This window comes from Escherichia sp. KTE31, assembly GCF_000407925.1.
Classification (GTDB): domain Bacteria; phylum Pseudomonadota; class Gammaproteobacteria; order Enterobacterales; family Enterobacteriaceae; genus Escherichia; species Escherichia ruysiae.
In genome coordinates this window covers 340,152-366,274 of sequence record NZ_KE136725.1, presented here as the reverse complement: position 1 = coordinate 366,274, position 26,123 = coordinate 340,152, and the positions used below count along the sequence as shown (strand labels likewise).

Here is a 26,123-nt window from a genome sequence, read left to right as displayed (position 1 = left end):
AACCGATGGCGCACGATGAACAATGGCTCACCCCACGTCTGCAAACGGCGGCAACGCTGTGTAACCAGACGCCTGCCGCGACGGAATCTCCGCTGTGGCTGGGGGTGGATCTGGGCACCTGCGATGTGGTGTCGATGGTTGTTGACCGCGAAGGTCAGCCGGTGGCGGTATGCCTCGACTGGGCTGATGTGGTTCGCGACGGCATCGTCTGGGATTTCTTCGGTGCGGTCACCATTGTTCGTCGCCATCTCGACGCCCTCGAGCAGCAATTCGGTCGCCGTTTTAGCCATGCGGCAACGTCATTTCCCCCAGGTACGGATGCGCGTATTTCCATCAACGTGCTGGAATCTGCCGGACTGGAAGTGAGCCATGTGCTGGATGAGCCAACGGCGGTGGCGGATTTGCTGCAACTGGATAACGCCGGCGTAGTGGATATCGGTGGCGGCACCACCGGTATTGCCATCGTGAAACAGGGCAAAGTGACCTACTCGGCGGATGAAGCCACCGGCGGGCATCACATCTCTCTGACTCTCGCCGGAAATCGTCGTATTCCGCTGGAAGAGGCGGAGCAGTACAAGCGGGGTCACGGCGAAGAGATTTGGCCTGCGGTGAAACCGGTGTACGAAAAAATGGCGGACATTGTCGCGCGGCATATCGCGGGGCAGGGCATTACTGATTTATGGCTGGCAGGCGGCTCCTGTATGCAACCGGGCGTGGCGGAACTGTTTCGCAAACAATTCCCGGCGTTACAGGTGCATTTACCGCAGCACAGTTTGTTTATGACCCCGCTGGCGATTGCCAGTAGCGGGCGAGAGAAGGCGGAGGGGATCTATGCATGAATTGCAAACGGCGCTCTTTCAGGCGTTCGATACCCTGAATCTGCAACGGGTAAAAACATTTAGCGTCCCGCCGGTGACGCTTTGTGGCTCTGGTGCGGTGAGCAGTTGCGGACAGCAAGCGCAAACGCGCGGGTTGAAACATCTGTTCGTGATGGCAGACAGCTTTTTGCATCAGGCGGGGATGACCGCTGGGCTGACGCGTAGCCTGGCGGTAAAAGGTATCGCCATGACGCTCTGGCCATGTCCGGTGGGCGAACCGTGCATTACCGACGTGTGTGCGGCTGTAGCGCAACTGCGTGAATCGGGGTGTGATGGGGTGATTGCGTTTGGCGGTGGATCGGTGCTCGATGCGGCGAAAGCCGTGGCGTTGCTGGTGACGAATCCCGATAGCACGCTGGCAGAGATGTCAGAAACCAGCGTTCTGCAACCGCGCCTGCCGCTGATAGCCATTCCAACGACTGCCGGAACCGGCTCTGAAACGACCAACGTAACGGTGATTATCGACGCGGTGAGCGGGCGCAAGCAGGTGTTAGCACATGCCTCGCTGATGCCGGATGTGGCGATCCTCGACGCCGCGCTAACCGAAGGCGTGCCGTCGTATGTGACGGCGATGACTGGCATCGACGCGTTAACCCATGCCATTGAAGCGTATAGCGCACTGAACGCCACACCGTTTACCGACAGTCTGGCGATTGGCGCTATTGCGATGATTGGTAAATCGTTGCCGAAAGCGGTGGGTTACGGGCACGACCTTGCCGCGCGCGAAAGTATGTTGCTCGCATCATGCATGGCGGGAATGGCGTTTTCCAGTGCGGGGCTTGGGTTATGCCACGCGATGGCGCATCAGCCAGGGGCGGCGCTGCATATTCCACACGGTCTGGCGAACGCCATGTTGCTGCCAACGGTGATGGAATTTAACCGGATGGTTTGTCGTGATCGGTTTAGTCAGATTGGTCGGGCGCTGCGAACTAAAAAATCCGACGATCGTGACGCTATTAACGCGGTAAGTGAGCTGATTGCGGAAGTTGGGATTGGTAAACGACTGGGAGATGTTGGCGCGACATCTGCGCATTACGGTGCATGGGCGCAGGCCGCGCAGGAAGATATTTGTCTGCGCAGTAATCCGCGTACCGCCAGCCTGGAACAGATTGTCGGCCTGTACGCAGCAGCACAATAAATGCCGGATGCGACGCTTGCCGCGTCTTATCCGGCCTGGGGGATTGCACAGGTAGGGCGGATAAGGCGTTCACGCCGCATCCGCCAATAAATAACAACTAACAGGGAGTAAAGGCGATGGGAATTAACGAAATCATCATGTACATCATGATGTTCTTTATGCTGATAGCGGCCATAGACAGGATCTTGTCACAGTTCGGCGGCTCTGCTCGTTTCCTCGGTAAGTTCGGTAAAAGTATCGAAGGATCAGGCGGTCAGTTCGAAGAAGGCTTTATGGCGATGGGCGCACTGGGTCTGGCGATGGTCGGTATGACCGCGCTGGCACCGGTACTGGCGCATGTACTTGGGCCGGTAATCATCCCCGTTTATGAAATGCTCGGCGCAAACCCTTCCATGTTTGCCGGAACACTGCTGGCGTGTGATATGGGCGGCTTCTTCCTTGCCAAAGAGCTGGCGGGCGGTGACGTAGCAGCGTGGCTATACTCTGGGTTAATTCTCGGATCGATGATGGGGCCAACGATTGTGTTTTCCATTCCGGTGGCGCTCGGCATTATCGAACCCTCAGATCGTCGTTATCTGGCGCTCGGCGTGCTGGCGGGCATTGTGACCATTCCGATTGGTTGTATCGCTGGAGGTCTGGTAGCTATGTACTCCGGTGTACAGATCAACGGTCAGCCTGTGGAGTTCACCTTTGCGCTGATCCTGATGAACATGATCCCGGTGCTTATCGTTGCGGTGCTGGTGGCGCTGGGGCTGAAATTCATCCCGGAAAAAATGATCAACGGCTTCCAGATCTTCGCCAAATTTCTCGTTGCATTAATCACCCTCGGTCTTGCCGCTGCGGTGGTGAAATTCCTCCTCGGTTGGGAACTGATCCCCGGTCTTGATCCGATCTTTATGGCGCCTGGTGACAAACCTGGTGAAGTGATGCGCGCGATTGAAGTTATCGGCTCGATCTCCTGCGTCCTGCTTGGCGCGTATCCGATGGTACTGCTACTGACCCGCTGGTTTGAAAAACCGCTGATGAGCGTCGGTAAAGTGCTGAATATGAACAATATCGCGGCAGCAGGCATGGTGGCGACGCTTGCTAACAATATCCCGATGTTCGGCATGATGAAGCAGATGGATACTCGCGGCAAAGTCATCAACTGCGCCTTCGCCGTTTCCGCAGCCTTCGCCCTGGGCGACCATTTAGGCTTCGCGGCTGCCAACATGAACGCCATGATCTTCCCGATGATTGTCGGCAAGTTGATTGGCGGCGTCACGGCGATTGGCGTGGCGATGATGCTGGTGCCAAAAGAAGACGCGGCAACGGCTAAAAACGCAGCGGAGGCGCAATCGTGAGCACTCGCCAGCTACTGAGCGTCGGTATCGATATCGGCACCACTACCACTCAGGTGATCTTCTCCCATCTGGAACTGGTTAACCGTGCGGCGGTGTCGCAGGTGCCGCGCTACGAATTTATCAAACGCGAAATTAGCTGGCAAAGCCCGGTGTTCTTTACCCCTGTCGATAAACAGGGCGGTTTAAAAGAAGCGGAACTGAAAACCTTAATCCTCGAGCAATATCAGGCTGCGGGCATTGCGCCGGAAAGCGTTGATTCCGGTGCCATCATTATCACCGGCGAAAGCGCAAAAACCCGCAATGCTCGCCCGGCGGTGATGGCGCTCTCTCAGTCGCTGGGCGATTTTGTCGTTGCCAGCGCCGGGCCGCACCTCGAATCCGTGATCGCCGGTCACGGAGCCGGGGCGCAAACCCTCTCTGAACAACGGCTGTGTCGGGTACTGAATATCGACATCGGCGGCGGCACCGCGAACTACGCCCTGTTCGATGTCGGAAAAATCAGCGGGACTGCCTGCCTGAACGTCGGCGGTCGCCTGCTGGAAACCGACAGCCAGGGACGCGTGGTTTACGCCCATAAACCGGGGCAGATGATTGTGGATGAGTGCTTCGGCGCAGGCACCGATGCCCGTTCACTGACCGGTGCGCAACTGGTGCAGGTCACCCGGCGGATGGCGACGCTGATTGTCGAAGTGATTGAAGGAACGCTCTCTCCGCTCGCGCAGGCATTGATGCAAACCGGTTTGCTGCCCGCAGGCGCTACGCCCGAAATCATTACGCTCTCCGGCGGGGTTGGCGAATGTTATCGCCACCAGCCCGCCGATCCGTTCTGTTTCGCCGATATCGGCCCGCTTCTGGCAACGGCGCTGCATGAGCATCCGCGCCTGCGTGAAATGAACGTGCAGTTTCCGGTGCAAACCGTGCGCGCCACGGTGATTGGCGCGGGCGCGCATACCCTTTCGCTCTCGGGCAGCACTATCTGGCTGGAGGGCGTACAACTGCCGCTGCGCAATCTGCCGGTGGCGATCCCGATTGATGAAACGGATCTGGTGAATGCCTGGCAACAGGCGCTGATTCAGCTTGATCTTTGCCCCAAAACTGACGCGTACGTGCTGGCGCTTCCCGCCGGGCTTCCGGTGCGTTACGCCTCGGTACTGACGGTTATCAACGCGCTGGTCGATTTCGTCGCGCGTTTTCCGAATCCGCATCCCCTGCTGGTGGTAGCTGGGCAGGACTTTGGTAAAGCTCTGGGTATGTTATTGCGCCCACAGCTACAACAACTCCCGTTGGCAGTCATTGATGAAGTGATTGTCCGCGCGGGGGACTATATCGACATTGGTACGCCTCTTTTTGGCGGATCGGTTGTGCCGGTGACGGTGAAATCACTCGCATTTCCTTCCTGAGGGAACGACTTATGAAACTAAAGACCACATTGTTCGGCAATGTATATCAGTTTAAGGATGTAAAAGAGGTGCTGGCTAAAGCCAACGAACTGCGTTCGGGGGATGTGCTGGCGGGCGTTGCTGCGGCAAGCTCGCAGGAGCGCGTGGCGGCAAAGCAGGTGTTATCGGAAATGACGGTGGCGGATATCCGCAATAATCCGGTGATTGCTTATGAAGAGGACTGCGTCACGCGGCTGATTCAGGATGACGTTAACGAAACGGCCTACAACCAGATTAAAAACTGGAGTATCAGCGAGCTGCGCGAGTATGTGCTGAGCGACGAGACCAGAGTTGACGACATTGCTTTTACCCGCAAAGGGCTGACCTCGGAAGTGGTCGCAGCGGTTGCGAAGATTTGCTCCAACGCGGATCTGATCTACGGCGCGAAGAAAATGCCGGTGATCAAAAAGGCCAATACCACCATCGGTATCCCAGGCACTTTCAGCGCCCGTTTGCAGCCAAATGATACCCGTGACGATGTGCAAAGTATCGCCGCGCAAATCTACGAAGGGCTTTCCTTTGGGGTAGGCGATGCGGTGATTGGCGTCAACCCGGTGACGGACGACGTGGAAAACTTAAGCCGTGTGCTGGATACCATTTACGGTGTGATCGACAAATTCAATATTCCAACCCAGGGCTGCGTGCTGGCGCATGTCACCACCCAGATAGAAGCGATTCGTCGTGGCGCACCAGGCGGGCTGATTTTCCAGAGTATCTGCGGCAGCGAAAAAGGGCTGAAAGAGTTTGGCGTGGAACTGGCGATGCTTGACGAAGCGCGCGCAGTGGGCGCGGAGTTCAACCGTATTGCCGGGGAAAACTGCCTCTACTTCGAAACCGGGCAAGGTTCTGCGCTCTCCGCTGGCGCGAACTTCGGCGCTGATCAGGTGACGATGGAAGCGCGAAACTACGGGCTGGCGCGTCATTACGATCCGTTTATCGTCAACACCGTGGTCGGCTTTATCGGGCCGGAGTATCTCTATAACGACCGGCAGATTATCCGCGCGGGCTTAGAAGATCACTTTATGGGCAAGCTGAGCGGCATCTCTATGGGCTGTGACTGCTGCTACACCAACCACGCTGATGCTGACCAGAACCTCAACGAAAACCTGATGATCCTGCTCGCAACCGCAGGCTGTAACTACATCATGGGGATGCCGCTGGGCGATGACATCATGCTCAACTATCAGACCACCGCCTTCCATGACACCGCCACAGTGCGTCAGTTACTCAACCTGCGTCCGTCACCGGAGTTTGAACGCTGGCTGGAAAGCATGGGCATTATGGCAAACGGTCGCCTGACCAAACGGGCGGGCGATCCGTCACTGTTCTTCTGATGACGCGGAGATAACACATCATGGATCAAAAACAGATTGAAGAAATTGTACGCAGCGTGATGGCGTCAATGGGACAGGCGGATGCCGCGCCAGCGGAAACCAAATGCGCCACCACATCGTGCGCTGCGCCGGTGACCTCTGAAAGCTGCGCGCTGGATTTAGGTTCCGCTGAAGCAAAGGCATGGATTGGCGTGGAAAATCCGCATCGCGCAGACGTATTAACAGAACTGCGTCGTAGCACCGTGGCTCGCGTTTGTACCGGTCGTGCCGGCCCGCGTCCGCGTACTCAGGCGTTGCTGCGTTTCCTGGCCGACCACTCACGTTCGAAAGACACCGTACTGAAAGAAGTGCCGGAAGAGTGGGTGAAAGCGCAGGGGCTGCTGGAAGTACGCTCTGAAATCAGCGACAAAAATCTCTACCTGACTCGCCCGGACATGGGGCGTCGCTTGTGTGCTGAAGCTGTTGAAGCCCTGAAAGCACAGTGTGTTGCTAATCCGGACGTACAGGTCGTTGTCTCCGATGGCCTGTCAACTGATGCCATCACCGTGAACTACGAAGAGATCCTGCCGCCGCTGATGGCGGGTCTGCAACATGCGGGACTGAAAGTCGGTACGCCATTCTTTGTTCGTTATGGTCGCGTGAAGATTGAAGACCAGATTGGCGAACTTCTCGGCGCGAAAGTGGTGATTCTGCTGGTGGGCGAACGCCCGGGGTTAGGACAGTCGGAAAGTCTCTCCTGCTACGCCGTTTACTCACCGCGTATGGCGACCACCGTTGAGGCCGATCGCACCTGTATCTCTAACATTCACCAGGGCGGTACGCCGCCGGTTGAAGCCGCAGCCGTCATTGTGGATTTGGCGAAACGTATGCTGGAGCAGAAAGCATCCGGCATCAACATGACCCGATAAGGAGGCATCATGCCAGCTTTAGATTTGATTCGACCGTCGGTCACCGCCATGCGGGTGATTGCCTCCGTTAACGCTGATTTTGCGCGTGAACTGAAATTGCCGCCGCATATTCGTAGTCTCGGGCTGATTTCCGCCGACTCTGATGATGTTACCTACATTGCGGCTGACGAAGCGACCAAACAGGCGATGGTGGAAGTGGTTTATGGTCGCTCGCTGTATGCCGGCGCGGCGCACGGTCCGTCACCGACTGCCGGTGAAGTGTTGATTATGCTTGGTGGGCCAAACCCGGCGGAAGTGCGTGCCGGCCTGGATGCGATGGTTGCGCATATTGAAAATGGCGCGGCGTTCCAGTGGGCGAACGATAAGCAAGACACCGCATTCCTCGCGCATGTGGTTTCGCGTACCGGTTCTTATCTCTCATCAACCGCCGGAATTACGCTCGGCGATCCGCTGGCGTATCTGGTGGCGCCGCCGCTGGAAGCGACCTACGGCATTGATGCGGCGCTGAAATCTGCCGACGTGCAACTGGTGACCTATGTCCCGCCACCGTCAGAAACCAACTATTCAGCGGCATTTTTAACCGGTAGCCAGGCCGCGTGTAAAGCAGCCTGCAACGCCTTTACCGATGCCGTGCTGGAAATCGCGCGTAATCCAATCCAGCGTGCGTAATGGAGGTTGCCGATGATCAATGCACTGGGATTGCTGGAAGTGGACGGCATGGTCGCCGCGATAGATGCGGCAGATGCCATGCTGAAAGCGGCTAACGTGCGTCTGCTCAGTCACGAAGTGCTTGACCCTGGTCGCTTAACGCTGGTGGTGGAAGGTGATCTGGCGGCGTGTCGTGCGGCGCTGGACGCAGGTTGTGCCGCCGCGATGCGTACCGGGCGCGTCATCAGCCGTAAGGAAATCGGTCGGCCTGATGATGACACCCAGTGGCTGGTTACTGGCTTTAACCGCCAGCCGAAGCAACCTGATGCGTCCGCTATTGCCGAGGGATCTGCTGACGAGTTGTTGGCGCTGTTAACATCAGTACGTCAGGGAATGACGGCAGGAGAAGTGGCTGCCCACTTTGGCTGGCCGCTGGAAAAAGCCAGAAATGCGCTCGAACAGCTCTTTTCTGCCGGGACGTTGCGTAAACGCAGTAGTCGTTATCGTCTCAAGCCCCATTAACCTGTCGGAGGTGCCGGATGTCATACAACATCCGGCATTAACATCATGAAAAAGACCCGTACAGCCAATTTGCACCATCTTTATCATGAACCCTTACCCGAAAACCTGAAGCTCACGCCGAAGGTCGAAGTGGATAATGTTCATCAACGACAGACAACGGATGTCTATGAACATGCTTTGACGATTACCGCCTGGCAGCAGATTTACGATCAGCTCCATCCGGGCAAGTTTCATGGTGAATTTACGGAAATCCTGCTTGATGATATTCAGGTTTTCCGTGAATACACCGGTCTGGCGCTGCGCCAGTCGTGCCTGGTCTGGCCGAACTCTTTCTGGTTTGGCATTCCGGCGACGCGTGGCGAACAGGGATTTATCGGTTCGCAATGTCTGGGAAGCGCAGAAATTGCCACACGCCCTGGTGGCACCGAGTTTGAATTAAGTACGCCGGACGATTACACCATTCTTGGCGTGGTGCTTTCTGAAGATGTCATTACCCGGCAGGCTAACTTTTTGCATAATCCTGATCGGGTATTACATATGCTGCGTAGCCAGTCGGCGCTTGAAGTGAAAGAGCAGCATAAAGCCGCGCTGTGGGGCTTTGTCCAGCAGGCGCTGGCAACATTTTGCGAGAATCCCGAGAATTTGCATCAGCCTGCGGTACGTAAAGTGCTGGGTGACAATTTGCTGCTGGCGATGGGGGCGATGCTGGAAGAAGCGCAGCCAATGGTGACGGCGGAAAGCATTAGTCATCAGAGTTACCGCCGTTTGCTTTCCCGCGCCCGCGAATATGTGCTGGAAAACATGTCCGAACCGGTAACGGTGCTGGACTTGTGCAATCAACTGCATGTCAGTCGCCGTACGTTACAAAACGCGTTTCACGCTATTTTAGGCATTGGCCCGAACGCGTGGCTGAAACGCATTCGCCTGAACGCTGTGCGCCGCGAACTGATAAGCCCGTGGTCGCAAAGCACAACGGTAAAAGACGCCGCCATGCAGTGGGGATTCTGGCATCTGGGGCAATTTGCCACGGATTATCAGCAACTGTTTGCCGAGAAGCCATCACTGACGCTGCATCAGCGGATGCAGGAGTTGGGGTGAGGAAATCATACCCAATCCCTGACCTTAATAAACTCGCTCAACGCCGCTTCCGGGCTGCCTTCTTCCGGTTGATAATCATACTCCCAGCGTACCAGCGGCGGCATTGACATCAGGATTGATTCGGTGCGCCCGCCGGTTTGCAAGCCAAACAGCGTGCCGCGATCCCAGACCAGGTTGAATTCGACATAACGCCCGCGACGGTAGAGCTGGAAATTACGCTCGCGCTCGCCGTATTCCATCGCTTTACGTCGCTCAACAATAGGCAAGTATGCGTCGGTGTAGCCTTTGCCTACCGCCTGCATAAAGGCAAAACAGTGGTCGAAATCTGGCGTGTTCAGATCATCAAAGAACAGCCCGCCAATGCCGCGCTGTTCGTTGCGATGTTTGAGGTAGAAGTATTCGTCGCACCACTTTTTATAACGTGGATAAACGTCTTCACCAAATGGCTGGCACAGCTCGCGGGCGGTGCGGTGCCAGTGAATGGCGTCTTCTTCAAAGCCATAGAAGGGGGTTAAGTCGAAGCCACCGCCAAACCACCAGACAGGATCGGCACCTGGTTTTTCGGCAATAAAAAAGCGCACATTAGCGTGGCTGGTGGGGACATACGGGTTATGCGGATGCACGACCAGCGAAACGCCCATCGCCTCAAAACTGCGCCCGGCAAGTTCCGGGCGATGAGCGGTGGCGGAAGCCGGCATCGCATCACCGTGGACGTGAGAAAAGTTAACGCCCGCCTGTTCGAAAACTCCACCATTACGCAACACCCGGCTACGCCCGCCGCCACCAGCTTCGCGCTGCCAGCTATCTTCGACAAACTCTGTGCCATCTACGGCGCTTAGCTGCTGGCAAATTGTGTCCTGAAGGTTGAGCAGGAACTGTTTAACCTGGTGTGCGTCGGGCTTCATAACTTATCGCTTTTTCGAATGTGCTTTCTGGTTGTCGAACCAGTGGAAATAACTGATCACGCCTTCGGCAATGGCAGAGGCAATTTTCTGACGAAACGCCGGCGTGCCTAACAGTCGCTCTTCTTCCGGGTTGGTGATAAACGAAGTTTCCACCAGCACTGAAGGAACCGACGGTGATTTCAACACCACAAACGCGGCTTGTTCAGTGTTGCGGCTGTGAAGTTTATGCACCGGCTTAATCTTCTTCAGGATATGCGAGCCAAGCGTCAGGCTGTTTTTAATGGTATCTGTTTGCACCAGATCAAACAGCACTTGTTGCAATAGATGATCCCTGTCAGTCGCTTTTTTCCCGGCGACTTCATCGGCACGGTTTTCGCGTTCCGACAAATATTTTGCCATCGCACTACTTGCGCCACGGTTAGAGAGGGCAAAGACTGATGCACCAGCGGCTTTTGGGTTGGTAAAGCCGTCGGCGTGAATTGACATAAACAGATCCGCGCCATGTTTATGGGCGATTTCAACGCGATCGTACAGTGGGATAAACGTATCGCCAGAACGCGTTAAACGCGCATCAATGCCATGATTGCGCAAAATGGAACGGACGTTTTTAGCAATCGCCAGCACCACGTGTTTTTCTTTCGAACCGTTGCGACCGATCGCTCCGGTATCAATCCCTCCGTGGCCTGGATCGAGAACAACGACACGTTTGCCGCCAGCTTTTTTGGCTTTTGGCTTGCTATGTCCGTTACTGGTTTTTAAAGGTTCTTCTTTGGCGATGGCTTGCGACATGCCTGACAACGTCAGGGCAGCCAATCCGGCTTTCAGCACCTGGCGGCGCGAAGTGAGTGTTTTTAGTGGTTTAAAAGTGCTCATACGGCCTGAGTTGTAATAATAAAGTTCCAGATGTTATATCGTATCGCGTAATCCGTTACGACCGTTTGCTGTTGAGAATTGTTTTACTTTTCATTTCAATAGTTGACAACTCCCCATTATGCCACTTTTTCAACCGATTTTCGTCAGATATTGGCTAATTCAACCGTTCACGCCATAATCACCCTTTTAACCCGCAAAAAGGTAACGAATACCATGGAGATACGCGTATTTCGCCAGGAAGATTTCGAAGAGGTCATCACCCTTTGGGAGCGTTGCGACTTGCTGCGTCCGTGGAATGATCCGGAAATGGACATCGAGCGCAAGATGAACCATGACGTCAGTTTGTTTCTGGTCGCTGAGGTGAACGGTGAAGTGGTCGGAACGGTGATGGGCGGTTATGACGGGCATCGCGGATCTGCTTATTATCTTGGCGTGCATCCTGAGTTTCGCGGGCGTGGGATTGCCAATGCGCTGCTTAATCGGCTGGAGAAAAAGCTGATTGCTCGTGGTTGCCCGAAAATTCAGATCAACGTTCCGGAAGATAACGACATGGTGCTTGGAATGTATGAACGACTGGGGTATGAACACGCCGATGTGCTGAGTCTGGGTAAGCGTTTGATTGAAGATGAAGAGTACTGAGTTTCATCCTGTCCATTATGATGCGCACGGACGCCTGCGTTTACCTTTTCTCTTCTGGATTGTGCTTTTGCTACAGGCGCGAACCTGGGTACTGTTTGTGATTGCCGGTGCATCGCGCGAGCAGGGTACTGCGCTGCTGAATCTGTTTTATCCCGATCACGATAATTTCTGGCTGGGGTTGATTCCCGGCATTCCGGCGGTGCTGGCGTTTTTGCTGAGTGGTCGGCGGGCTACGTTTCCCCGTATCTGGCATGTGCTCTATTTTCTGTTGCTGTTGGCGCAGTTCGTTTTGCTTTGCTGGCAACCGTGGCTGTGGCTGAACGGTGAATCTGTTAGCGGTATCGGTCTGGCGCTGGTGGTGGCAGATATTGTGGCGTTAATCTGGCTTTTGACCAATCGACGCTTACGTGCCTGTTTTAATGAAGAAAAAGAATAGCGCAGAGGCGCGCTTTGTTTATGCCGGATGCGGCGTGAACGGCTTATTCAGCCTACAAATTTTCGCAAATTCAATACATTGCAGGAAAAAACAGGCCTGATAAGCGTAGCGCATCAGGCAATTCTGTGTTTGTCATCAGCTTCTAACGGCACTTTTTTGCAAATTCGCACTCCAAGCAACGTTATTGAATAACCAAAGGAAGTGACATGAAATCGCTGCGTTTATTGTTATGCGCTATGCCGTTGATGCTGACCGGCTGTTCCACCATGTCGTCAGTTAACTGGTCTGCCGCTAACCCGTGGAACTGGTTTGGGTCGTCCACCAAAGTGAGCGAGCAGGGGGTGGGTGAATTAACGGCGTCTACGCCGCTACAAGAACAAGCCATTGCCGGTGCGCTTGATGGTGATTATCGCCTGCGCAGCGGAATGAAAACTGCGAACGGTAATGTTGTGCGCTTTTTCGAAGTGATGAAAGGCGACAACGTGGCGATGGTGATTAATGGCGATCAGGGCACAATCAGCCGCATTGATGTGCTTGATAGCGATATTCCTGCTGACACGGGTGTTAAAATCGGAACACCGTTTAGCGACCTTTACAGCAAAGCATTTGGCAATTGCCAAAAAGCCGACGGTGATGATAATCGTGCTGTGGAATGTAAAGCCGAAGGCAGCCAACATATTAGCTACCAGTTCAGCGGTGAGTGGAGTGGTCCTGAAGGGTTAATGCCTTCAGACGATACCCTGAAAAACTGGAAAGTCAGTAAAATTATCTGGCGGCGTTAATTTGCGTCTGAACAAACCGCCGCCGCAAAAAAACACGTAAGATAGCGCCCAACAATGCCACGGATTGCGTGGCATTCTTATTTTCAGGAGGAACAATGTCTCAGGTTCAGAGTGGCATTTTGCCAGAACATTGCCGCGCAGCGATTTGGATTGAAGCCAACGTTAAAGGGGAAGTTGATGCCCTGCGTGCGGCCAGTAAAACCTTTGCCGATAAACTGGCAACCTTTGAAGCAAAATTCCCGGATGCGCATCTCGGCGCGGTGGTTGCCTTTGGCAACAACACCTGGCGTGCTCTGAGCGGCGGCGTGGGTGCCGAAGAGCTGAAAGATTTTCCGGGTTACGGTAAAGGTCTTGCGCCAACGACCCAGTTTGATGTGTTGATCCACATTCTTTCTCTGCGTCATGACGTAAACTTCTCTGTCGCCCAGGCGGCGATGGAAGCCTTTGGTGACTGCATTGAAGTGAAAGAGGAGATCCACGGCTTCCGTTGGGTTGAGGAACGTGACCTGAGCGGCTTTGTTGACGGTACAGAAAACCCGGCGGGTGAAGAGACGCGTCGCGAAGTGGCGGTTATCAAAGACGGCGTGGATGCAGGCGGTAGTTACGTGTTTGTACAGCGTTGGGAACATAACCTGAAGCAGCTTAACCGTATGAGCGTTCATGATCAGGAGATGATGATCGGTCGTACCAAAGAGGCCAACGAAGAGATCGACGGCGACGAACGCCCGGAAACTTCTCACCTGACCCGCGTTGATCTGAAAGAAGACGGCAAAGGGCTGAAGATTGTTCGCCAGAGCTTGCCATACGGCACCGCCAGCGGCACGCACGGGTTGTACTTCTGCGCTTACTGCGCACGTCTGCACAACATTGAGCAGCAGCTGCTGAGCATGTTTGGCGATAGCGATGGCAAACGTGACGCAATGTTACGTTTCACCAAACCGGTCACTGGCGGCTATTACTTCGCGCCGTCGCTGGACAAACTGATGGCGCTGTAAGTTTTACTCACGCACCTGTAGCGTCTTGCCGGAGCGGCGTAAATGCTTTATTCGGCTTGTATGATCGTTCAAATTCAATAAATTGCAGTTAACCTGCAGGCCCGATAAGCGTAGCGTATCGGGCTGTTTTGTTTCTAAGTTACGGCTTAGTCCAGATTGACGTTACGGCAGCCAAAGAGCGTGGTGAAAATGAACCCGCTAATCCATGCCACCAGGATCCCGCCAGCGTAAACCGCCATTGCCGGAAGGATACCTTGTGCCGAAGTCATCAGCGGCAACGCCACCAGGCCAGACGGCCCAAAGGCGCTGTTTAAACCCATCGGCAGACCCCACCATGCGACCAACCCGATAAACAATCCACCCGCCGCGCCGCCTAAACAAGCGGTAACAAACGGTTTCATGCGGGGCAGGGTTACACCGTAAATCAACGGTTCACCCACGCCCAGCAAACCAGGAATAATCGCCCCGCGCACCTGGCTGCGTAAGGCACTGTGCGGCTGCGCGCGCCAGTAAAGCGCCAGTGCCGCGCCCACCTGGCCCGCGCCTGCCATTGAAAGGATGGGAAATAAGCTGTTGAATCCCTGGCTGTCCATTAACGCGAGGTAAACAGGAATAAAGCCCTGATGCACGCCAAACACCACGGCAATCAGGAACAGCCCGGCAAGTACAGCACAACCAAGTGGATTACTGTTCAGATGCATAAACAGCCAGGACATGCCTTCGAATAACCAGCCTCCCAGCGGCATAATCACCAGATATGCCAGCGTGGCGGTGATCAGCAGAGTGATTAACGAGGTTAGCAGCATGTCGAGATCGTCCGGCATAAATTGACGCACCATACCTTCAATGCGGGCGCAGACCCAGGCGGCAATCAGTACGCCGATAATATTGCCGCGCGGATCGATAGGCAGGCCGAAGAAATCGTGAAAACCAGCGTAGTAACCGGTGGTGGCTGCTGGGTTATAACCGAGCAGAAAGAGTGCGGCGATAATTGCGCCATTTACACCCGTGCCGCCGAAGGCCTGAGCGGCGTTATAGCCCACCAGAATCACCAGGAAGGTGAATAAGCCTTTGCTGAATACCTTCATAAAATTCAGTGCGTCGGGCAGCGTTCCCTGGGCATCTGCCGGAACGTGCATCACCGTGGCGATTAACGTCGCAATCCCCAGCAACAGACCGGCGGCAATAAATCCGGGAATTAGCGGCGTAAAGATAGTGGCGAATTTGGCGAGAAATTGCTGCACGCCAGAGGTTTGCTTGGCTTTTAACTGACGTTTGTTCTGAGCGGCGATTTCTGCGGCATCCTGCACAGGTGTTTCACCCAACAACTCGCTCATTGCTTTTGCAGCACGATGCGCTTTGCCCGACCCAAATACCACCTGTACTTGATCGCTGGTCAAAATGACACCCTTCACCCCTTCCAGCGTTTTGATATCAGGATCAACCAGTGAACTGTCATGTACACCGAGACGCAGACGCGTCATACAGTGACCACAACTGGCGATATTTCCCGCGCCGCCGACGCGGGTAAGAATGGTGTTCAGAAGCTCACTGCTGATCTCTTTAGCCATAGGTTATTCCTTTTCCAGAGCCTTACGAATAAAACCCCCATGCTGCGCCAGGCGTTTTTTCGCTTCTGCGGCATCGAGATTTTTCAAGACCATTACAATCGCTGTTTTGCAGTGGCGATCGCAGGCAATTAGCGCCGCTTCCGCCTGTTCCGCGCTACATCCGGTCGCGTTTTTGACAATATTGACCTGGCGCACGTGTAGTTTTTCGTTGGTGGCGACCACATCGACCATCAGGTTGCCGAACACTTTTCCTGACTTAATCATCAGCCCGGTGGAGAGCATGTTGAGCACCAGTTTCTGCGCCGTACCTGCTTTCATCCGCGAAGAACCGGTAACCACTTCAGCCCCGACGACTGGCGTAATAGCAAACTCTGCGGTTGTTGAAACAGCACTACCGGGATTACAGGAAATACCGACCGTGCGGCAGCCCAACTGGCGAGCGTATTCCAGCCCGGCAATCACATACGGCGTGCGACCACTGGCAGCAATACCGACAACCACATCCTGCGCCGTTAAAGCAATATTTTTCAGGTCGTTGACGCCGCCTTCCCGGCTGTCCTCCGCGCCTTCTACCGCGTGCTGAATGGCATATTCGCCGCCAGCAATCAAACCAACCACCAGACCCGGTTTCACGCCATAGGTTGGGGGGCACTCGCTGGCATCCAGAATCCCCAGCCGACCGGAAGTCCCGGCACCGAGATAAATCAGACGACCACCACCGCTCACCTGGGCGTGGATGACATCAATCGCCGCTGCGATATCCGGCAGTACTCGCTCAACGGCCAATGGAACGGTTTTATCTTCATCATTGATAATTCGGCACATTTCCAGCGTCGATACGCGGTCGATTTCAGCCGAGGCACTGTTCGAACCTTCAGTAATCATTTTTTCAAGTTGCATATACAATCACCTTAAATATTTGCCTTCGAATAATTTCATATGGAGTGAATCATATCTCCCTGCCTGATTATGTACAGCAGGGAATGCATACAATGACAGAGTTGTGGTTATGGGAGATTTTACTTAAGATTTTCCTGAATTTAGATCCACTCCTCAGCATTGATCTGTTATTCAGGTATGGTAGGGACAATAGAGCGTAATGCTCTGTATTCAAAAGGAGAAACTTGAAATGGGTAAACTCACGGGCAAGACAGCACTGATTACGGGCGCATCGCAAGGCATTGGTGAAGGAATTGCCAGAACCTTTGCGCGTCATGGCGCAAACCTAATCTTGCTGGATATCTCCCCTGAGATTGAAAAGCTGGCGGATGAGCTGTGTGGTCGTGGTCATCGCTGTACGGCGGTAATTGCTGATGTACGCGACCCGGCGTCAGTTACGGCAGCGATCAAGCGCGCGAAGGAAAAAGAAGGGCGCATTGATATTCTGGTGAATAACGCAGGTGTTTGCCGTCTGGGTAGTTTTCTTGAAATGAGCGATGACGATCGCGATTTCCATATTGATATCAATATTAAAGGCGTGTGGAACGTCACGAAAGCGGTGCTGCCGGAAATGATTGCCCGCAAAGATGGTCGCATTGTGATGATGTCTTCGGTCACCGGCGATATGGTGGCCGATCCGGGCGAAACGGCGTATGCCTTAACGAAAGCGGCGATTGTGGGGCTGACCAAATCGCTGGCAGTGGAGTACGCGCAGTCGGGGATTCGCGTTAACGCAATCTGCCCTGGATACGTTCGCACGCCAATGGCGGAAAGTATTGCCCGCCAGTCAAATCCGCAAGATCCGGAATCGGTACTGACTGAAATGGCGAAAGCAATCCCGCTGCGTCGCCTCGCCGATCCGCTGGAAGTCGGTGAGCTGGCGGCCTTCCTCGCGTCGGATGAATCCAGCTATTTAACCGGTACACAGAATGTGATCGATGGTGGCAGCACACTGCCGGAGACGGTCAGCGTCGGCATCTGATTCACCTCTGTTTCCTCCCTGCATGTGTGGGGAGGATTTCGTCTTATTCCCTTTTCAACTTCCAAATCACCAAACGGTATATAAAACCGTTACTCCTTTCATGCCCGTTATAAATATGATGGCTATTAGAAAGTCATTAAATATATAAGGGTGCGCAATGGCCGTTAACTTACTGAAAAAGAAATCTCTCGCGCTGGTCGCTTCTCTGCTGCTGGCTGGTCACGTGCAGGCAACGGAACTGCTGAACAGTTCTTATGACGTCTCCCGCGAGCTGTTTGCCGCCCTGAATACCCCGTTTGAACAGCAGTGGGCAAAAGATAACGCTGGCGACAAACTGACGATTAAACAATCTCATGCCGGGTCATCAAAACAGGCGCTGGCAATTTTGCAGGGCTTGAAAGCAGACGTTGTCACTTATAACCAGGTGACTGACGTGCAGATCCTGCACGATAAAGGCAAGCTGATCCCGGCCGACTGGCAGTCGCGTTTGCCGAATAACAGTTCGCCGTTCTACTCCACGATGGGATTCCTGGTGCGTAAGGGCAACCCGAAGAATATCCACGACTGGAACGATTTGGTTCGCTCCGACGTGAAGCTAATTTTCCCGAATCCGAAAACCTCCGGTAACGCGCGTTACACCTACCTTGCAGCATGGGGCGCGGCGGATAAAGCCGACGGTGGCGATAAAGCCAAAACCGAACAGTTTATGACCCAGTTCCTGAAGAACGTCGAAGTGTTCGATACCGGAGGTCGTGGCGCGACCACCACCTTTGCCGAGCGCGGTCTGGGCGATGTGCTGATCAGCTTCGAATCGGAAGTGAACAACATCCGTAAGCAGTATGAAGCGCAGGGCTTTGAAGTGGTGATTCCGAAAACCAACATTCTGGCGGAATTCCCGGTGGCGTGGGTGGATAAAAACGTGCAGGCCAACGGCACGGAAAAAGCAGCAAAGGCCTATCTGAACTGGCTCTACAGCCCGCAGGCGCAAACCATCATCACCGACTACTACTATCGCGTAAATAACCCGGAAGTCATGGACAAACTGAAAGATAAATTCCCGCAGACCGAGCTGTTCCGCGTGGAAGATAAATTTGGCTCATGGCCGGAAGTGATGAAAACCCACTTCACCAGCGGCGGCGAGTTAGACAAGCTGTTAGCGGCGGGGCGTAACTGATGTTTGCCGTCTCCTCCAGACGCGTGCTGCCGGGCTTTACCTTAAGCCTCGGCACCAGTCTGCTGTTTGTCTGCCTGATTTTGCTGCTGCCGCTCTCCGCGCTGGTGATGCAGCTTTCTGAGATGAGCTGGGCGCAGTACTGGGAGGTGGTCACCAACCCGCAGGTGGTCGCGGCCTACAAAGTAACGTTGCTGTCGGCGTTTGTGGCGTCGATTTTTAACGGTGTTTTCGGTCTGCTGATGGCGTGGATCTTAACCCGCTACCGCTTTCCGGGGCGCACTCTGCTTGATGCACTGATGGATTTACCCTTTGCGCTACCGACGGCGGTCGCGGGTTTAACGCTGGCCTCGCTCTTTTCCGTGAACGGCTTTTACGGCGAGTGGCTGGCAAAATTTGATATCAAAGTCACCTACACCTGGCTTGGGATTGCGGTGGCGATGGCCTTTACCAGCATCCCGTTTGTGGTGCGCACGGTGCAGCCAGTGCTTGAAGAGTTAGGCCCGGAATATGAAGAAGCGGCGGAAACGCTCGGCGCAACGCGCTGGCAGAGTTTCTGCAAAGTGGTGCTGCCGGAACTTTCTCCGGCGCTGGTGGCGGGCGTGGCGCTGTCGTTTACCCGCAGTCTTGGTGAGTTTGGCGCGGTGATTTTTATCGCCGGGAATATCGCCTGGAAGACGGAAGTGACGTCGCTGATGATTTTTGTGCGGTTACAGGAGTTTGATTACCCGGCGGCGAGCGCGATTGCCTCGGTGATCCTCGCGGCATCCCTGCTGCTGCTGTTCTCAATTAACACTCTGCAAAGTCGCTTTGGTCGGCGTGTGGTAGGTCATTAATGGCGGAAGTGACACAGTTGAAGCGTTATGACGCGCGCCCGATTAACTGGGGCAAATGGTTTCTGATTGGCACCGGGATGCTGGTTTCGGCGTTCATCCTGCTGGTGCCGATGATTTACATCTTCGTGCAGGCGTTCAGCAAAGGGCTGATGCCGGTTTTGCAGAATCTGGCCGACCCGGACATGCTGCACGCCATCTGGCTGACGGTGATGATTGCGCTGATTGCCGTGCCGGTAAACCTGGTGTTCGGCATTCTGCTGGCCTGGCTGGTGACGCGTTTTGATTTTCCGGGACGTCAGCTGCTGCTGACGCTGCTGGACATCCCGTTTGCGGTGTCGCCGGTGGTGGCGGGTCTGGTTTATCTGCTGTTCTACGGTTCCAACGGCCCGCTGGGCGGTTGGCTCGACGAGCATAACCTGCAAATTATGTTCTCTTGGCCGGGAATGGTACTGGTGACGATTTTCGTCACCTGCCCGTTTGTGGTACGCGAATTGGTGCCGGTGATGTTAAGCCAGGGCAGCCAGGAAGACGAAGCCGCGATTTTGCTTGGTGCATCCGGCTGGCAGATGTTCCGGCGCGTCACGCTGCCGAATATTCGCTGGGCGCTGCTTTACGGCGTGGTGCTGACCAACGCCCGCGCAATTGGCGAGTTTGGCGCGGTATCGGTGGTTTCCGGCTCGATTCGCGGCGAAACCCTGTCGCTGCCGTTACAAATTGAATTGCTGGAGCAGGACTATAACGCAGTCGGCTCCTTTACCGCTGCGGCGTTATTGACGCTGATGGCGATTATCACCCTGTTTTTGAAGAGTATGTTGCAATGGCGCCTGGAGAATCAGGAAAAACGCGCGCAACAGGAGGAACACCATGAGCATTGAGATTGCCAGGATTAAGAAGTCTTTTGGTCGCACCCAGGTGCTGAACGATATCTCACTGGATATTCCTTCAGGTCAGATGGTCGCGCTGCTGGGGCCGTCCGGTTCCGGGAAAACCACGCTGCTGCGTATTATTGCCGGGCTGGAACATCAAACCAGCGGGCATATCCGCTTCCACGGCACCGACGTCAGCCGCTTGCACGCGCGCGATCGTAAAGTCGGTTTTGTGTTCCAGCATTACGCGCTGTTCCGCCATATGACCGTGTTCGACAACATCGCTTTCGGCCTGACGGTGCTGCCGCGTCGTGAGCGCCCGAATGCAGCAGCCATCAAAGCAAAAGTCACGCAGTTGCTGGAGATGGTTCAGCTTGCACATCTGGCGGATCGTTATCCGGCGCAGCTTTCCGGCGGTCAGAAGCAGCGTGTGGCACTGGCGCGCGCACTTGCCGTTGAACCGCAAATTCTGCTGCTCGATGAACCGTTTGGCGCGCTGGATGCGCAGGTGCGTAAAGAGCTACGTCGCTGGCTGCGTCAACTGCATGAAGAATTGAAATTCACCAGCGTATTCGTCACCCACGACCAGGAAGAGGCGATGGAAGTCGCCAACCGCGTGGTGGTGATGAGCCAGGGCAATATCGAACAGGCCGATGAGCCGGATCAGGTATGGCGCGAACCTGCGACCCGTTTTGTGCTCGAATTTATGGGCGAAGTGAACCGCCTGCAGGGAACCATTCGCGGCGGGCAGTTCCACGTTGGCGCACATCGCTGGCCGCTGGGATATACGCCTGCGTATCAGGGGCCGGTGGATCTCTTCCTGCGCCCGTGGGAAGTGGATATCAGCCGCCGTACCAGCCTCGATTCGCCACTGCCGGTACAGGTACTGGAAGCCAGCCCGAAAGGCCACTACACCCAATTAGTGGTGCAGCCGCTGGGATGGTATGACGACCCGCTAACTGTGGTTATGCGTGGTGACGATGCTCCGCAGCGCGGCGATCGTTTGTTCGTCGGGCTGCAACATGCGCGGCTGTATAACGGCGACGAGCGTATTGAAACCCGCGATGAGGAACTTGCTCTCGCACAAAGCGCCTGATAGGTTGAGTGAATGTTAAACGCCCGGAGGCGCTTCCCGCGATCCGGGCTTTTTAATGGCAAGGTTTGTAACCTGTAGGCCTGATAAGACACGCAAGCGTCGCATCAGGCAACACCACGTATGGACAGAGATCGTGAGTACATTAGAACAAACAATTGGCAATACGCCTCTGGTGAAATTACAGCGAATGGGGCCGGATAACGGCAGTGAAGTCTGGTTAAAGCTGGAAGGTAATAATCCGGCAGGTTCGGTGAAAGATCGCGCGGCACTATCGATGATTGTCGAGGCGGAAAAACGCGGAGAAATTAAACCGGGCGATGTGTTGATTGAAGCCACCAGCGGTAACACCGGCATTGCTTTGGCAATGATTGCGGCGCTAAAAGGCTATCGCATGAAATTGCTGATGCCCGACAATATGAGCCAGGAACGCCGAGCGGCGATGCGTGCCTACGGTGCGGAGCTGATTCTTGTCACCAAAGAACAGGGCATGGAAGGTGCGCGCGATCTGGCGCTGGAAATGGCGAACCGGGGCGAAGGCAAGTTGCTTGATCAGTTCAACAACCCCGATAACCCCTACGCCCATTACACCACCACCGGGCCGGAAATCTGGCAGCAGACCGGTGGGCGCATTACCCATTTTGTCTCCAGCATGGGGACAACCGGCACCATTACCGGTGTGTCACGCTTTATGCGCGAACAATCCAAACCGGTGACCATTGTTGGCCTGCAGCCAGAAGAGGGCAGCAGCATTCCGGGGATTCGCCGCTGGCCAGCGGAATATCTGCCGGGGATTTTCAACGCCTCGCTGGTGGATGAGGTGCTGGATATTCATCAGCGCGATGCTGAAAACACCATGCGCGAACTGGCGGTGCGGGAAGGTATTTTCTGCGGTGTTAGCTCCGGCGGTGCCGTTGCAGGCGCGCTACGCGTGGCAAAAGCCAACCCTGGTGCGGTGGTGGTAGCGATCATCTGCGATCGTGGCGATCGCTACCTTTCCACTGGCGTATTTGGCGAAGAACACTTTAGCCAGGGGGCGGGGATTTGAGTTTATTGCGCAGGCACTGTTTTATCCGTCTGGGCAATTAACGTATGTAAAAAAGGTTGCGCGTTTTCATCGCTCTTACCAGGGATCTTCACAATGTAAGGCTTTCCGGTAATCGATGATGACGAGGCAACCTTATCAATAAATTGCTCGGCAGTATCAATGCGATTACGGGTATTGCCCAGCTTCAGACGCAGATGGGAAACCGCTTCATCGCAGGTGTGTTCATCGCCGTTGCGTACAAATATCAAATCCTTTTTCTGTGCTAATCCCTCGAGCATGGCGTTGATGCGGGCTTCTTCATGGGCTGTTAACTTCGCGTAAGCGGGGAGTGCCATTAACAGCGTAATGACCAGACAAATGATTTTCTTCATTGAATTACCTTATCCTTGTTTTGTGTTAGCCGATTTGACTGCCAGAATCAGGTAAAGTTTCGGTTGGAATACGATGGGGATCATCGGCAAGGAGAAAAAACTAAATGAGTAGTTTGTTGTTGTTTAACGATAAGAGCAGGGCGCTGCAGGCGGATATTGTCGCCGTGCAGTCGCAGGTAGTGTACGGCAGCGTAGGCAACAGCATCGCCGTGCCTGCGATTAAACAGAACGGCCTGAATGTCTTTGCCGTGCCGACCGTGTTGCTGAGCAATACGCCGCATTATGACACATTCTATGGTGGTGCGATTCCGGACGAATGGTTTAGTGGCTATTTGCGTGCGCTTCAGGAGCGTGATGCGCTGCGCCAACTTCGCGCTGTTACCACGGGCTATATGGGGACGGCATCGCAAATCAAAATCCTTGCTGAATGGCTGACAGCCTTACGCGAAGAGCATCCTGACTTGCTGATTATGGTTGATCCGGTGATTGGCGATATTGATAGCGGTATTTACGTCAAAGCTGATCTTCCCGATGCGTATCGGCAATATTTACTGCCGCTGGCGCAGGGGATTACGCCAAATATCTTTGAGCTGGAAATCCTGACCGGTAAAAATTGTCGTGACCTCGACAGCGCCATTGCTGCTGCAAAAACCCTGCTTTCAGAGACATTAAAATGGGTGGTGGTTACCAGCGCCTCCGGTAATGAAGAACATCAGGAGATGCAGGTGGTGGTGGTCAGTGCCGATAGCGTGAATGTCATTTCCCATTCACGGGTAAAAACCGACCTGAAAGGTACTGGCGATCTGTTTTGCGCCCAGCTTATTAGTGGATTACTGAAAGGGAAGGCGTTAACCGACGCAGTACATAGCGCGGGCTTACGTGTGCTGGAGGTAATGCGTTATACCCAGCAGCATGAGAGCGATGAATTGATTTTGCCGCTGCTGTTAGAAGCATAAAAAAATGGCGCCGATGGGCGCCATTTTTCATTGCGGCAAGAATTACTTCTTGATGCGGATAACCGGGGTTTCACCCACAGTTACGCTACCGGACAGTTTGATCAGTTCTTTGATTTCGTCCATGTTGGAGATAACAACCGGAGTCAGGGTAGACTTGGCTTTCTCTTCCAGCAGCGGCAGATCGAATTCAATAACCGTATCGCCAACTTTCACGCGCTGACCTTCTTCAGCAATACGCTTGAAGCCTTCGCCTTTCAGTTCAACGGTGTCGATACCGAAGTGGACGAACAGCTCAACGCCGCTATCGGATTCGATAGAGAACGCGTGGTTGGTTTCAAAGATTTTACCAATGGTGCCGTCAACCGGAGCGACCATTTTGTTACCAGTCGGTTTGATAGCAATGCCATCACCAACGATTTTTTCCGCAAAAACGACATCCGGCACGTCTTCGATATTGACGATCTCGCCAGAGAGCGGAGCAATGATCTCAATAGTTCCGGTATCCTTTTTGTCATCGGAAACCAGAGATTTCAGTTTATCGAACAAACCCATGATCTTCTCCTAAGCAGTAAATTGGGCCGCATCTCGTGGATTAGCAGATTGTTTTTTCTTCAATGAACTTGTTAACCAGCGTCATTAACTCGTCCGTTGTCGGTTGAGCAAGAGCCTGCTCTGCTAACACCTTCGCATCTTCGAAGTTCGTGTTACGGATAATCTTCTTAATGCGCGGGATAGAAATGGCGCTCATAGAGAATTCGTCCAGACCCATCCCCAGCAACAGAAGTGTAGCACGTTCATCGCCAGCAAGCTCACCACACATGCCAGTCCATTTGCCTTCAGCATGAGAAGCATCAATAACTTGCTTGATCAAGTTCAGCACGGACGGTGACATTGGCTGGTAAAGGTGTGAAATCATATCATTACCACGGTCAACTGCCAGAGTGTACTGCGTTAAATCATTGGTGCCGATACTAAAGAAATCAACTTCTTTGGCTAAATGACGCGCAATTGTTGCGGCAGCCGGTGTTTCCACCATCACGCCAATTTCAATTGATTCGTCAAACGCTTTACCTTCGTCGCGCAGTTCCTGTTTGTAGATTTCGATCTCTTTGCGCAGAGCGCGTACTTCTTCGACAGAGATGATCATTGGGAACATGATGCGCAATTTACCGAAAGCAGAGGCACGCAGGATAGCGCGGAGCTGATCGCGCAGGATCTCTTTGCGATCCATCGCGATACGGATAGCACGCCAGCCGAGGAACGGGTTCTCTTCTTTCGGGAAGTTCATGTACGGCAGCTCTTTGTCGCCGCCAATGTCCATGGTACGAACGATAACAGCCTGCGAACCACACGCTTCAGCCACTGCTTTATAGGCAGCAAACTGTTCTTCTTCTGTTGGCAGCGCGTCGCGGTCCATGAACAAGAATTCGGTACGATACAGACCAACGCCTTCAGCGCCGTTACGTTCTGCACCTTCAACATCACGAACAGTACCGATGTTAGCGCACACTTCTACCTGGTGACCGTCCAGCGTAATAGCCGGGAGATCTTTCAGTTTAGCAAGCTCTGCTTTTTCAGAAGCAACTTGCTCCTGAACAGCGCGCAATTTATCGATAACTTCGTTGGTTGGATTGACGTAAACCTGATTATTTACGGCATCCAGAATCAGATAGTCGTCATTTTTCACCTGCGAAGTGACGCTACCAGTACCCACGATGGCCGGCAACTCCAGAGAGCGCGCCATAATAGAAGTGTGGGAAGTACGGCCACCTGCGTCGGTGATGAAACCCAGTACCTTCTTCAGGTTCAACTGTGCGGTTTCGGACGGTGTCAGGTCAGCGGCAACCAGAATGACTTCATCCTGAATGGCGCTCAGATCGATAATCTTCAGACCCAGGATATTGCGCAGCAGGCGCTTACCGATATCACGCACGTCAGCCGCACGCTCTTTCAGGTATTCATCATCCAGTTCTTCCAGGGCAGAAGCCTGACCTTCAATAACTTCATGAGCAGCTGCGTCAGCCGTCATGTGCTTATCTTTAATCAGGGCTATGATTTCCTGCTCCAGCTCCTCATCTTCGAGCAGCATAATATGCCCTTCAAAGATGGCTTCTTTTTCTTCACCGAACGTTTCACCAGCTTTCGTTTTGATCGTTTCCAGCTGGGCTGATGCCTTGGCACGACCGCTCAGAAAACGTTCAACTTCCTGATCAACCTGGTCGGCAGAAATTTTTTTCCGGTCAATGACGATTTCGTCTTCTTTCAGAAGCAGAGCTTTACCGAAAGCGATACCCGGGGATGCTAAAATGCCTGAAATCATAACCCTACCTTACTTGTGACTGATTTTTAAAA

At 54.1% G+C, this 26,123-nt stretch carries 27 protein-coding genes; 20 read left to right on the top strand and 7 right to left on the bottom strand.

Features of this window, described 5'->3' with window-relative positions:
• Positions 1-5 precede the first annotated feature (5 nt).
• From eutJ to eutR, 9 genes are all read left to right on the top strand, one after another.
• Entirely contained in the window at positions 6-839 is an 834-nt protein-coding gene (gene eutJ, locus WES_RS06185) for an ethanolamine utilization protein EutJ (RefSeq protein ID WP_016158752.1), read from the top strand.
• On the top strand, positions 832-2,016 hold the full coding sequence (gene eutG / locus WES_RS06190; protein ID WP_016158751.1) for an ethanolamine utilization ethanol dehydrogenase EutG: 1,185 nt from the start codon (positions 832-834) through the stop codon (positions 2,014-2,016). The genes eutJ and eutG overlap by 8 nt, the downstream gene beginning before the upstream one ends.
• Before the next feature lie 116 nt (positions 2,017-2,132).
• The gene (eutH, locus tag WES_RS06195) at positions 2,133-3,359 is read left to right on the top strand and encodes an ethanolamine utilization protein EutH (RefSeq protein WP_016158750.1); all 1,227 of its coding nucleotides are present in this window, start codon (positions 2,133-2,135) and stop codon (positions 3,357-3,359) included.
• A complete protein-coding gene (eutA, locus tag WES_RS06200; protein WP_016235247.1) occupies positions 3,356-4,759 on the top strand; it encodes an ethanolamine ammonia-lyase reactivating factor EutA in 1,404 nt (467 codons plus the stop codon). Before eutH ends, eutA begins: the two co-directional genes overlap by 4 nt.
• Before the next feature lie 11 nt (positions 4,760-4,770).
• Complete coding sequence (gene eutB, locus WES_RS06205; RefSeq protein WP_016158747.1) at positions 4,771-6,132, top strand: ethanolamine ammonia-lyase subunit alpha; 1,362 nt, start codon at positions 4,771-4,773, stop codon at positions 6,130-6,132.
• Positions 6,133-6,152: 20 nt separating this feature from the next.
• Positions 6,153-7,040, top strand: coding sequence for an ethanolamine ammonia-lyase subunit beta (gene eutC, locus WES_RS06210; RefSeq protein ID WP_016158746.1), 888 nt, complete (start codon positions 6,153-6,155; stop codon positions 7,038-7,040).
• A gap of 9 nt (positions 7,041-7,049) precedes the next feature.
• Complete coding sequence (gene eutL, locus WES_RS06215; protein WP_001111028.1) at positions 7,050-7,709, top strand: ethanolamine utilization microcompartment protein EutL; 660 nt, start codon at positions 7,050-7,052, stop codon at positions 7,707-7,709.
• Between the two features lie 12 nt (positions 7,710-7,721).
• On the top strand, positions 7,722-8,210 hold the full coding sequence (eutK, locus tag WES_RS06220) for an ethanolamine utilization microcompartment protein EutK (protein WP_010350327.1): 489 nt from the start codon (positions 7,722-7,724) through the stop codon (positions 8,208-8,210).
• Between the two features lie 45 nt (positions 8,211-8,255).
• On the top strand, positions 8,256-9,308 hold the full coding sequence (eutR, locus tag WES_RS06225; protein ID WP_000753695.1) for an HTH-type transcriptional regulator EutR: 1,053 nt from the start codon (positions 8,256-8,258) through the stop codon (positions 9,306-9,308).
• A 5-nt stretch (positions 9,309-9,313) separates the two neighbouring features.
• Here eutR and hemF read toward each other — a convergent pair whose 3' ends face one another.
• Both hemF and amiA read right to left on the bottom strand, forming a co-directional pair.
• Complete coding sequence (gene hemF, locus WES_RS06230; protein WP_016158745.1) at positions 9,314-10,213, bottom strand: oxygen-dependent coproporphyrinogen oxidase; 900 nt, start codon at positions 10,211-10,213, stop codon at positions 9,314-9,316.
• Between the two features lie 3 nt (positions 10,214-10,216).
• The gene (gene amiA / locus WES_RS06235; RefSeq protein WP_000102903.1) at positions 10,217-11,086 is read right to left on the bottom strand and encodes an N-acetylmuramoyl-L-alanine amidase AmiA; all 870 of its coding nucleotides are present in this window, start codon (positions 11,084-11,086) and stop codon (positions 10,217-10,219) included.
• A gap of 213 nt (positions 11,087-11,299) precedes the next feature.
• On the opposite strand from amiA, the gene WES_RS06240 reads away from it, so the two are divergent.
• The 4 genes from WES_RS06240 to yfeX all read left to right on the top strand — a co-directional run bounded on the left by WES_RS06240 (position 11,300) and on the right by yfeX (position 13,938).
• A complete protein-coding gene (locus WES_RS06240) occupies positions 11,300-11,725 on the top strand; it encodes a GNAT family acetyltransferase (protein WP_000406000.1) in 426 nt (141 codons plus the stop codon).
• Positions 11,712-12,161, top strand: a complete 450-nt coding sequence (locus WES_RS06245; RefSeq protein ID WP_010356932.1) for a DUF2919 domain-containing protein — start codon at positions 11,712-11,714, stop codon at positions 12,159-12,161. Before WES_RS06240 ends, WES_RS06245 begins: the two co-directional genes overlap by 14 nt.
• Positions 12,162-12,367: 206 nt before the next feature.
• On the top strand, positions 12,368-12,943 hold the full coding sequence (locus tag WES_RS06250) for an RpoE-regulated lipoprotein (RefSeq protein ID WP_016158744.1): 576 nt from the start codon (positions 12,368-12,370) through the stop codon (positions 12,941-12,943).
• A 95-nt stretch (positions 12,944-13,038) separates the two neighbouring features.
• On the top strand, positions 13,039-13,938 hold the full coding sequence (yfeX, locus tag WES_RS06255; protein ID WP_010356930.1) for a porphyrinogen peroxidase: 900 nt from the start codon (positions 13,039-13,041) through the stop codon (positions 13,936-13,938).
• A gap of 146 nt (positions 13,939-14,084) precedes the next feature.
• On the opposite strand, the gene murP is transcribed toward yfeX, so the two are convergent.
• Both murP and murQ read right to left on the bottom strand, forming a co-directional pair.
• Positions 14,085-15,509 (bottom strand): PTS N-acetylmuramic acid transporter subunit IIBC, encoded by a 1,425-nt coding sequence (gene murP, locus WES_RS06260; protein WP_016235246.1) that lies wholly within the window; start codon positions 15,507-15,509, stop codon positions 14,085-14,087.
• A 3-nt stretch (positions 15,510-15,512) separates the two neighbouring features.
• Positions 15,513-16,409: an N-acetylmuramic acid 6-phosphate etherase gene (gene murQ, locus WES_RS06265; protein ID WP_001175639.1), complete on the bottom strand. Its 897-nt coding sequence runs from the start codon at positions 16,407-16,409 to the stop codon at positions 15,513-15,515.
• Positions 16,410-16,638: 229 nt separating this feature from the next.
• On the opposite strand from murQ, the gene ucpA reads away from it, so the two are divergent.
• From ucpA to cysM, 6 genes are all read left to right on the top strand, one after another.
• On the top strand, positions 16,639-17,430 hold the full coding sequence (gene ucpA / locus WES_RS06270; RefSeq protein ID WP_000517454.1) for an SDR family oxidoreductase UcpA: 792 nt from the start codon (positions 16,639-16,641) through the stop codon (positions 17,428-17,430).
• Between the two features lie 157 nt (positions 17,431-17,587).
• Positions 17,588-18,604 carry a thiosulfate/sulfate ABC transporter substrate-binding protein CysP gene (gene cysP / locus WES_RS06275; protein ID WP_016158741.1) on the top strand — a complete coding sequence of 339 codons (1,017 nt, stop codon included), beginning with the start codon at positions 17,588-17,590 and terminating at the stop codon, positions 18,602-18,604.
• On the top strand, positions 18,604-19,437 hold the full coding sequence (gene cysT, locus WES_RS06280; protein ID WP_000458422.1) for a sulfate/thiosulfate ABC transporter permease CysT: 834 nt from the start codon (positions 18,604-18,606) through the stop codon (positions 19,435-19,437). Before cysP ends, cysT begins: the two co-directional genes overlap by 1 nt.
• Entirely contained in the window at positions 19,437-20,312 is an 876-nt protein-coding gene (gene cysW, locus WES_RS06285) for a sulfate/thiosulfate ABC transporter permease CysW (RefSeq protein ID WP_016158740.1), read from the top strand. Before cysT ends, cysW begins: the two co-directional genes overlap by 1 nt.
• The gene (cysA, locus tag WES_RS06290; RefSeq protein WP_000021086.1) at positions 20,302-21,399 is read left to right on the top strand and encodes a sulfate/thiosulfate ABC transporter ATP-binding protein CysA; all 1,098 of its coding nucleotides are present in this window, start codon (positions 20,302-20,304) and stop codon (positions 21,397-21,399) included. Before cysW ends, cysA begins: the two co-directional genes overlap by 11 nt.
• Positions 21,400-21,532: 133 nt before the next feature.
• A complete protein-coding gene (cysM, locus tag WES_RS06295; protein WP_001297645.1) occupies positions 21,533-22,444 on the top strand; it encodes a cysteine synthase B in 912 nt (303 codons plus the stop codon).
• Between the two features lie 2 nt (positions 22,445-22,446).
• Here cysM and WES_RS06300 read toward each other — a convergent pair whose 3' ends face one another.
• Positions 22,447-22,815 (bottom strand): YfeK family protein, encoded by a 369-nt coding sequence (locus WES_RS06300; RefSeq protein ID WP_000719936.1) that lies wholly within the window; start codon positions 22,813-22,815, stop codon positions 22,447-22,449.
• A 104-nt stretch (positions 22,816-22,919) separates the two neighbouring features.
• On the opposite strand from WES_RS06300, the gene pdxK reads away from it, so the two are divergent.
• On the top strand, positions 22,920-23,771 hold the full coding sequence (gene pdxK, locus WES_RS06305; protein ID WP_016158737.1) for a pyridoxine/pyridoxal/pyridoxamine kinase: 852 nt from the start codon (positions 22,920-22,922) through the stop codon (positions 23,769-23,771).
• Between the two features lie 42 nt (positions 23,772-23,813).
• Here pdxK and crr read toward each other — a convergent pair whose 3' ends face one another.
• Together crr and ptsI are read right to left on the bottom strand one after the other, a co-directional pair.
• Positions 23,814-24,323: a PTS glucose transporter subunit IIA gene (gene crr / locus WES_RS06310; protein ID WP_000522247.1), complete on the bottom strand. Its 510-nt coding sequence runs from the start codon at positions 24,321-24,323 to the stop codon at positions 23,814-23,816.
• 40 nt (positions 24,324-24,363) lie between these two features.
• Complete coding sequence (gene ptsI, locus WES_RS06315; protein WP_000623129.1) at positions 24,364-26,091, bottom strand: phosphoenolpyruvate-protein phosphotransferase PtsI; 1,728 nt, start codon at positions 26,089-26,091, stop codon at positions 24,364-24,366.
• Positions 26,092-26,123: the final 32 nt, after the last annotated feature.

What these genes read in the sequence shown, in the direction of transcription:
- eutL (WP_001111028.1), top strand. Translation starts at nt 7,050, where the DNA reads ATGCCAGCTTTAGATTTGATTCGACCGTCGGTCACCGCCATGCGGGTG.
- crr (WP_000522247.1), bottom strand. Translation starts at nt 24,323, where the DNA reads ATGGGTTTGTTCGATAAACTGAAATCTCTGGTTTCCGATGACAAAAAG.
- WES_RS06245 (WP_010356932.1), top strand. Translation starts at nt 11,712, where the DNA reads ATGAAGAGTACTGAGTTTCATCCTGTCCATTATGATGCGCACGGACGC.
- eutB (WP_016158747.1), top strand. Translation starts at nt 4,771, where the DNA reads ATGAAACTAAAGACCACATTGTTCGGCAATGTATATCAGTTTAAGGAT.
- ucpA (WP_000517454.1), top strand. Translation starts at nt 16,639, where the DNA reads ATGGGTAAACTCACGGGCAAGACAGCACTGATTACGGGCGCATCGCAA.
- eutH (WP_016158750.1), top strand. Translation starts at nt 2,133, where the DNA reads ATGGGAATTAACGAAATCATCATGTACATCATGATGTTCTTTATGCTG.
- cysT (WP_000458422.1), top strand. Translation starts at nt 18,604, where the DNA reads ATGTTTGCCGTCTCCTCCAGACGCGTGCTGCCGGGCTTTACCTTAAGC.
- eutC (WP_016158746.1), top strand. Translation starts at nt 6,153, where the DNA reads ATGGATCAAAAACAGATTGAAGAAATTGTACGCAGCGTGATGGCGTCA.
- murP (WP_016235246.1), bottom strand. Translation starts at nt 15,509, where the DNA reads ATGGCTAAAGAGATCAGCAGTGAGCTTCTGAACACCATTCTTACCCGC.
- pdxK (WP_016158737.1), top strand. Translation starts at nt 22,920, where the DNA reads ATGAGTAGTTTGTTGTTGTTTAACGATAAGAGCAGGGCGCTGCAGGCG.
- amiA (WP_000102903.1), bottom strand. Translation starts at nt 11,086, where the DNA reads ATGAGCACTTTTAAACCACTAAAAACACTCACTTCGCGCCGCCAGGTG.
- eutG (WP_016158751.1), top strand. Translation starts at nt 832, where the DNA reads ATGCATGAATTGCAAACGGCGCTCTTTCAGGCGTTCGATACCCTGAAT.
- eutK (WP_010350327.1), top strand. Translation starts at nt 7,722, where the DNA reads ATGATCAATGCACTGGGATTGCTGGAAGTGGACGGCATGGTCGCCGCG.
- eutJ (WP_016158752.1), top strand. Translation starts at nt 6, where the DNA reads ATGGCGCACGATGAACAATGGCTCACCCCACGTCTGCAAACGGCGGCA.
- cysW (WP_016158740.1), top strand. Translation starts at nt 19,437, where the DNA reads ATGGCGGAAGTGACACAGTTGAAGCGTTATGACGCGCGCCCGATTAAC.
- yfeX (WP_010356930.1), top strand. Translation starts at nt 13,039, where the DNA reads ATGTCTCAGGTTCAGAGTGGCATTTTGCCAGAACATTGCCGCGCAGCG.
- murQ (WP_001175639.1), bottom strand. Translation starts at nt 16,409, where the DNA reads ATGCAACTTGAAAAAATGATTACTGAAGGTTCGAACAGTGCCTCGGCT.
- ptsI (WP_000623129.1), bottom strand. Translation starts at nt 26,091, where the DNA reads ATGATTTCAGGCATTTTAGCATCCCCGGGTATCGCTTTCGGTAAAGCT.
- WES_RS06300 (WP_000719936.1), bottom strand. Translation starts at nt 22,815, where the DNA reads ATGAAGAAAATCATTTGTCTGGTCATTACGCTGTTAATGGCACTCCCC.
- WES_RS06240 (WP_000406000.1), top strand. Translation starts at nt 11,300, where the DNA reads ATGGAGATACGCGTATTTCGCCAGGAAGATTTCGAAGAGGTCATCACC.
- cysP (WP_016158741.1), top strand. Translation starts at nt 17,588, where the DNA reads ATGGCCGTTAACTTACTGAAAAAGAAATCTCTCGCGCTGGTCGCTTCT.
- WES_RS06250 (WP_016158744.1), top strand. Translation starts at nt 12,368, where the DNA reads ATGAAATCGCTGCGTTTATTGTTATGCGCTATGCCGTTGATGCTGACC.
- cysA (WP_000021086.1), top strand. Translation starts at nt 20,302, where the DNA reads ATGAGCATTGAGATTGCCAGGATTAAGAAGTCTTTTGGTCGCACCCAG.
- hemF (WP_016158745.1), bottom strand. Translation starts at nt 10,213, where the DNA reads ATGAAGCCCGACGCACACCAGGTTAAACAGTTCCTGCTCAACCTTCAG.
- eutR (WP_000753695.1), top strand. Translation starts at nt 8,256, where the DNA reads ATGAAAAAGACCCGTACAGCCAATTTGCACCATCTTTATCATGAACCC.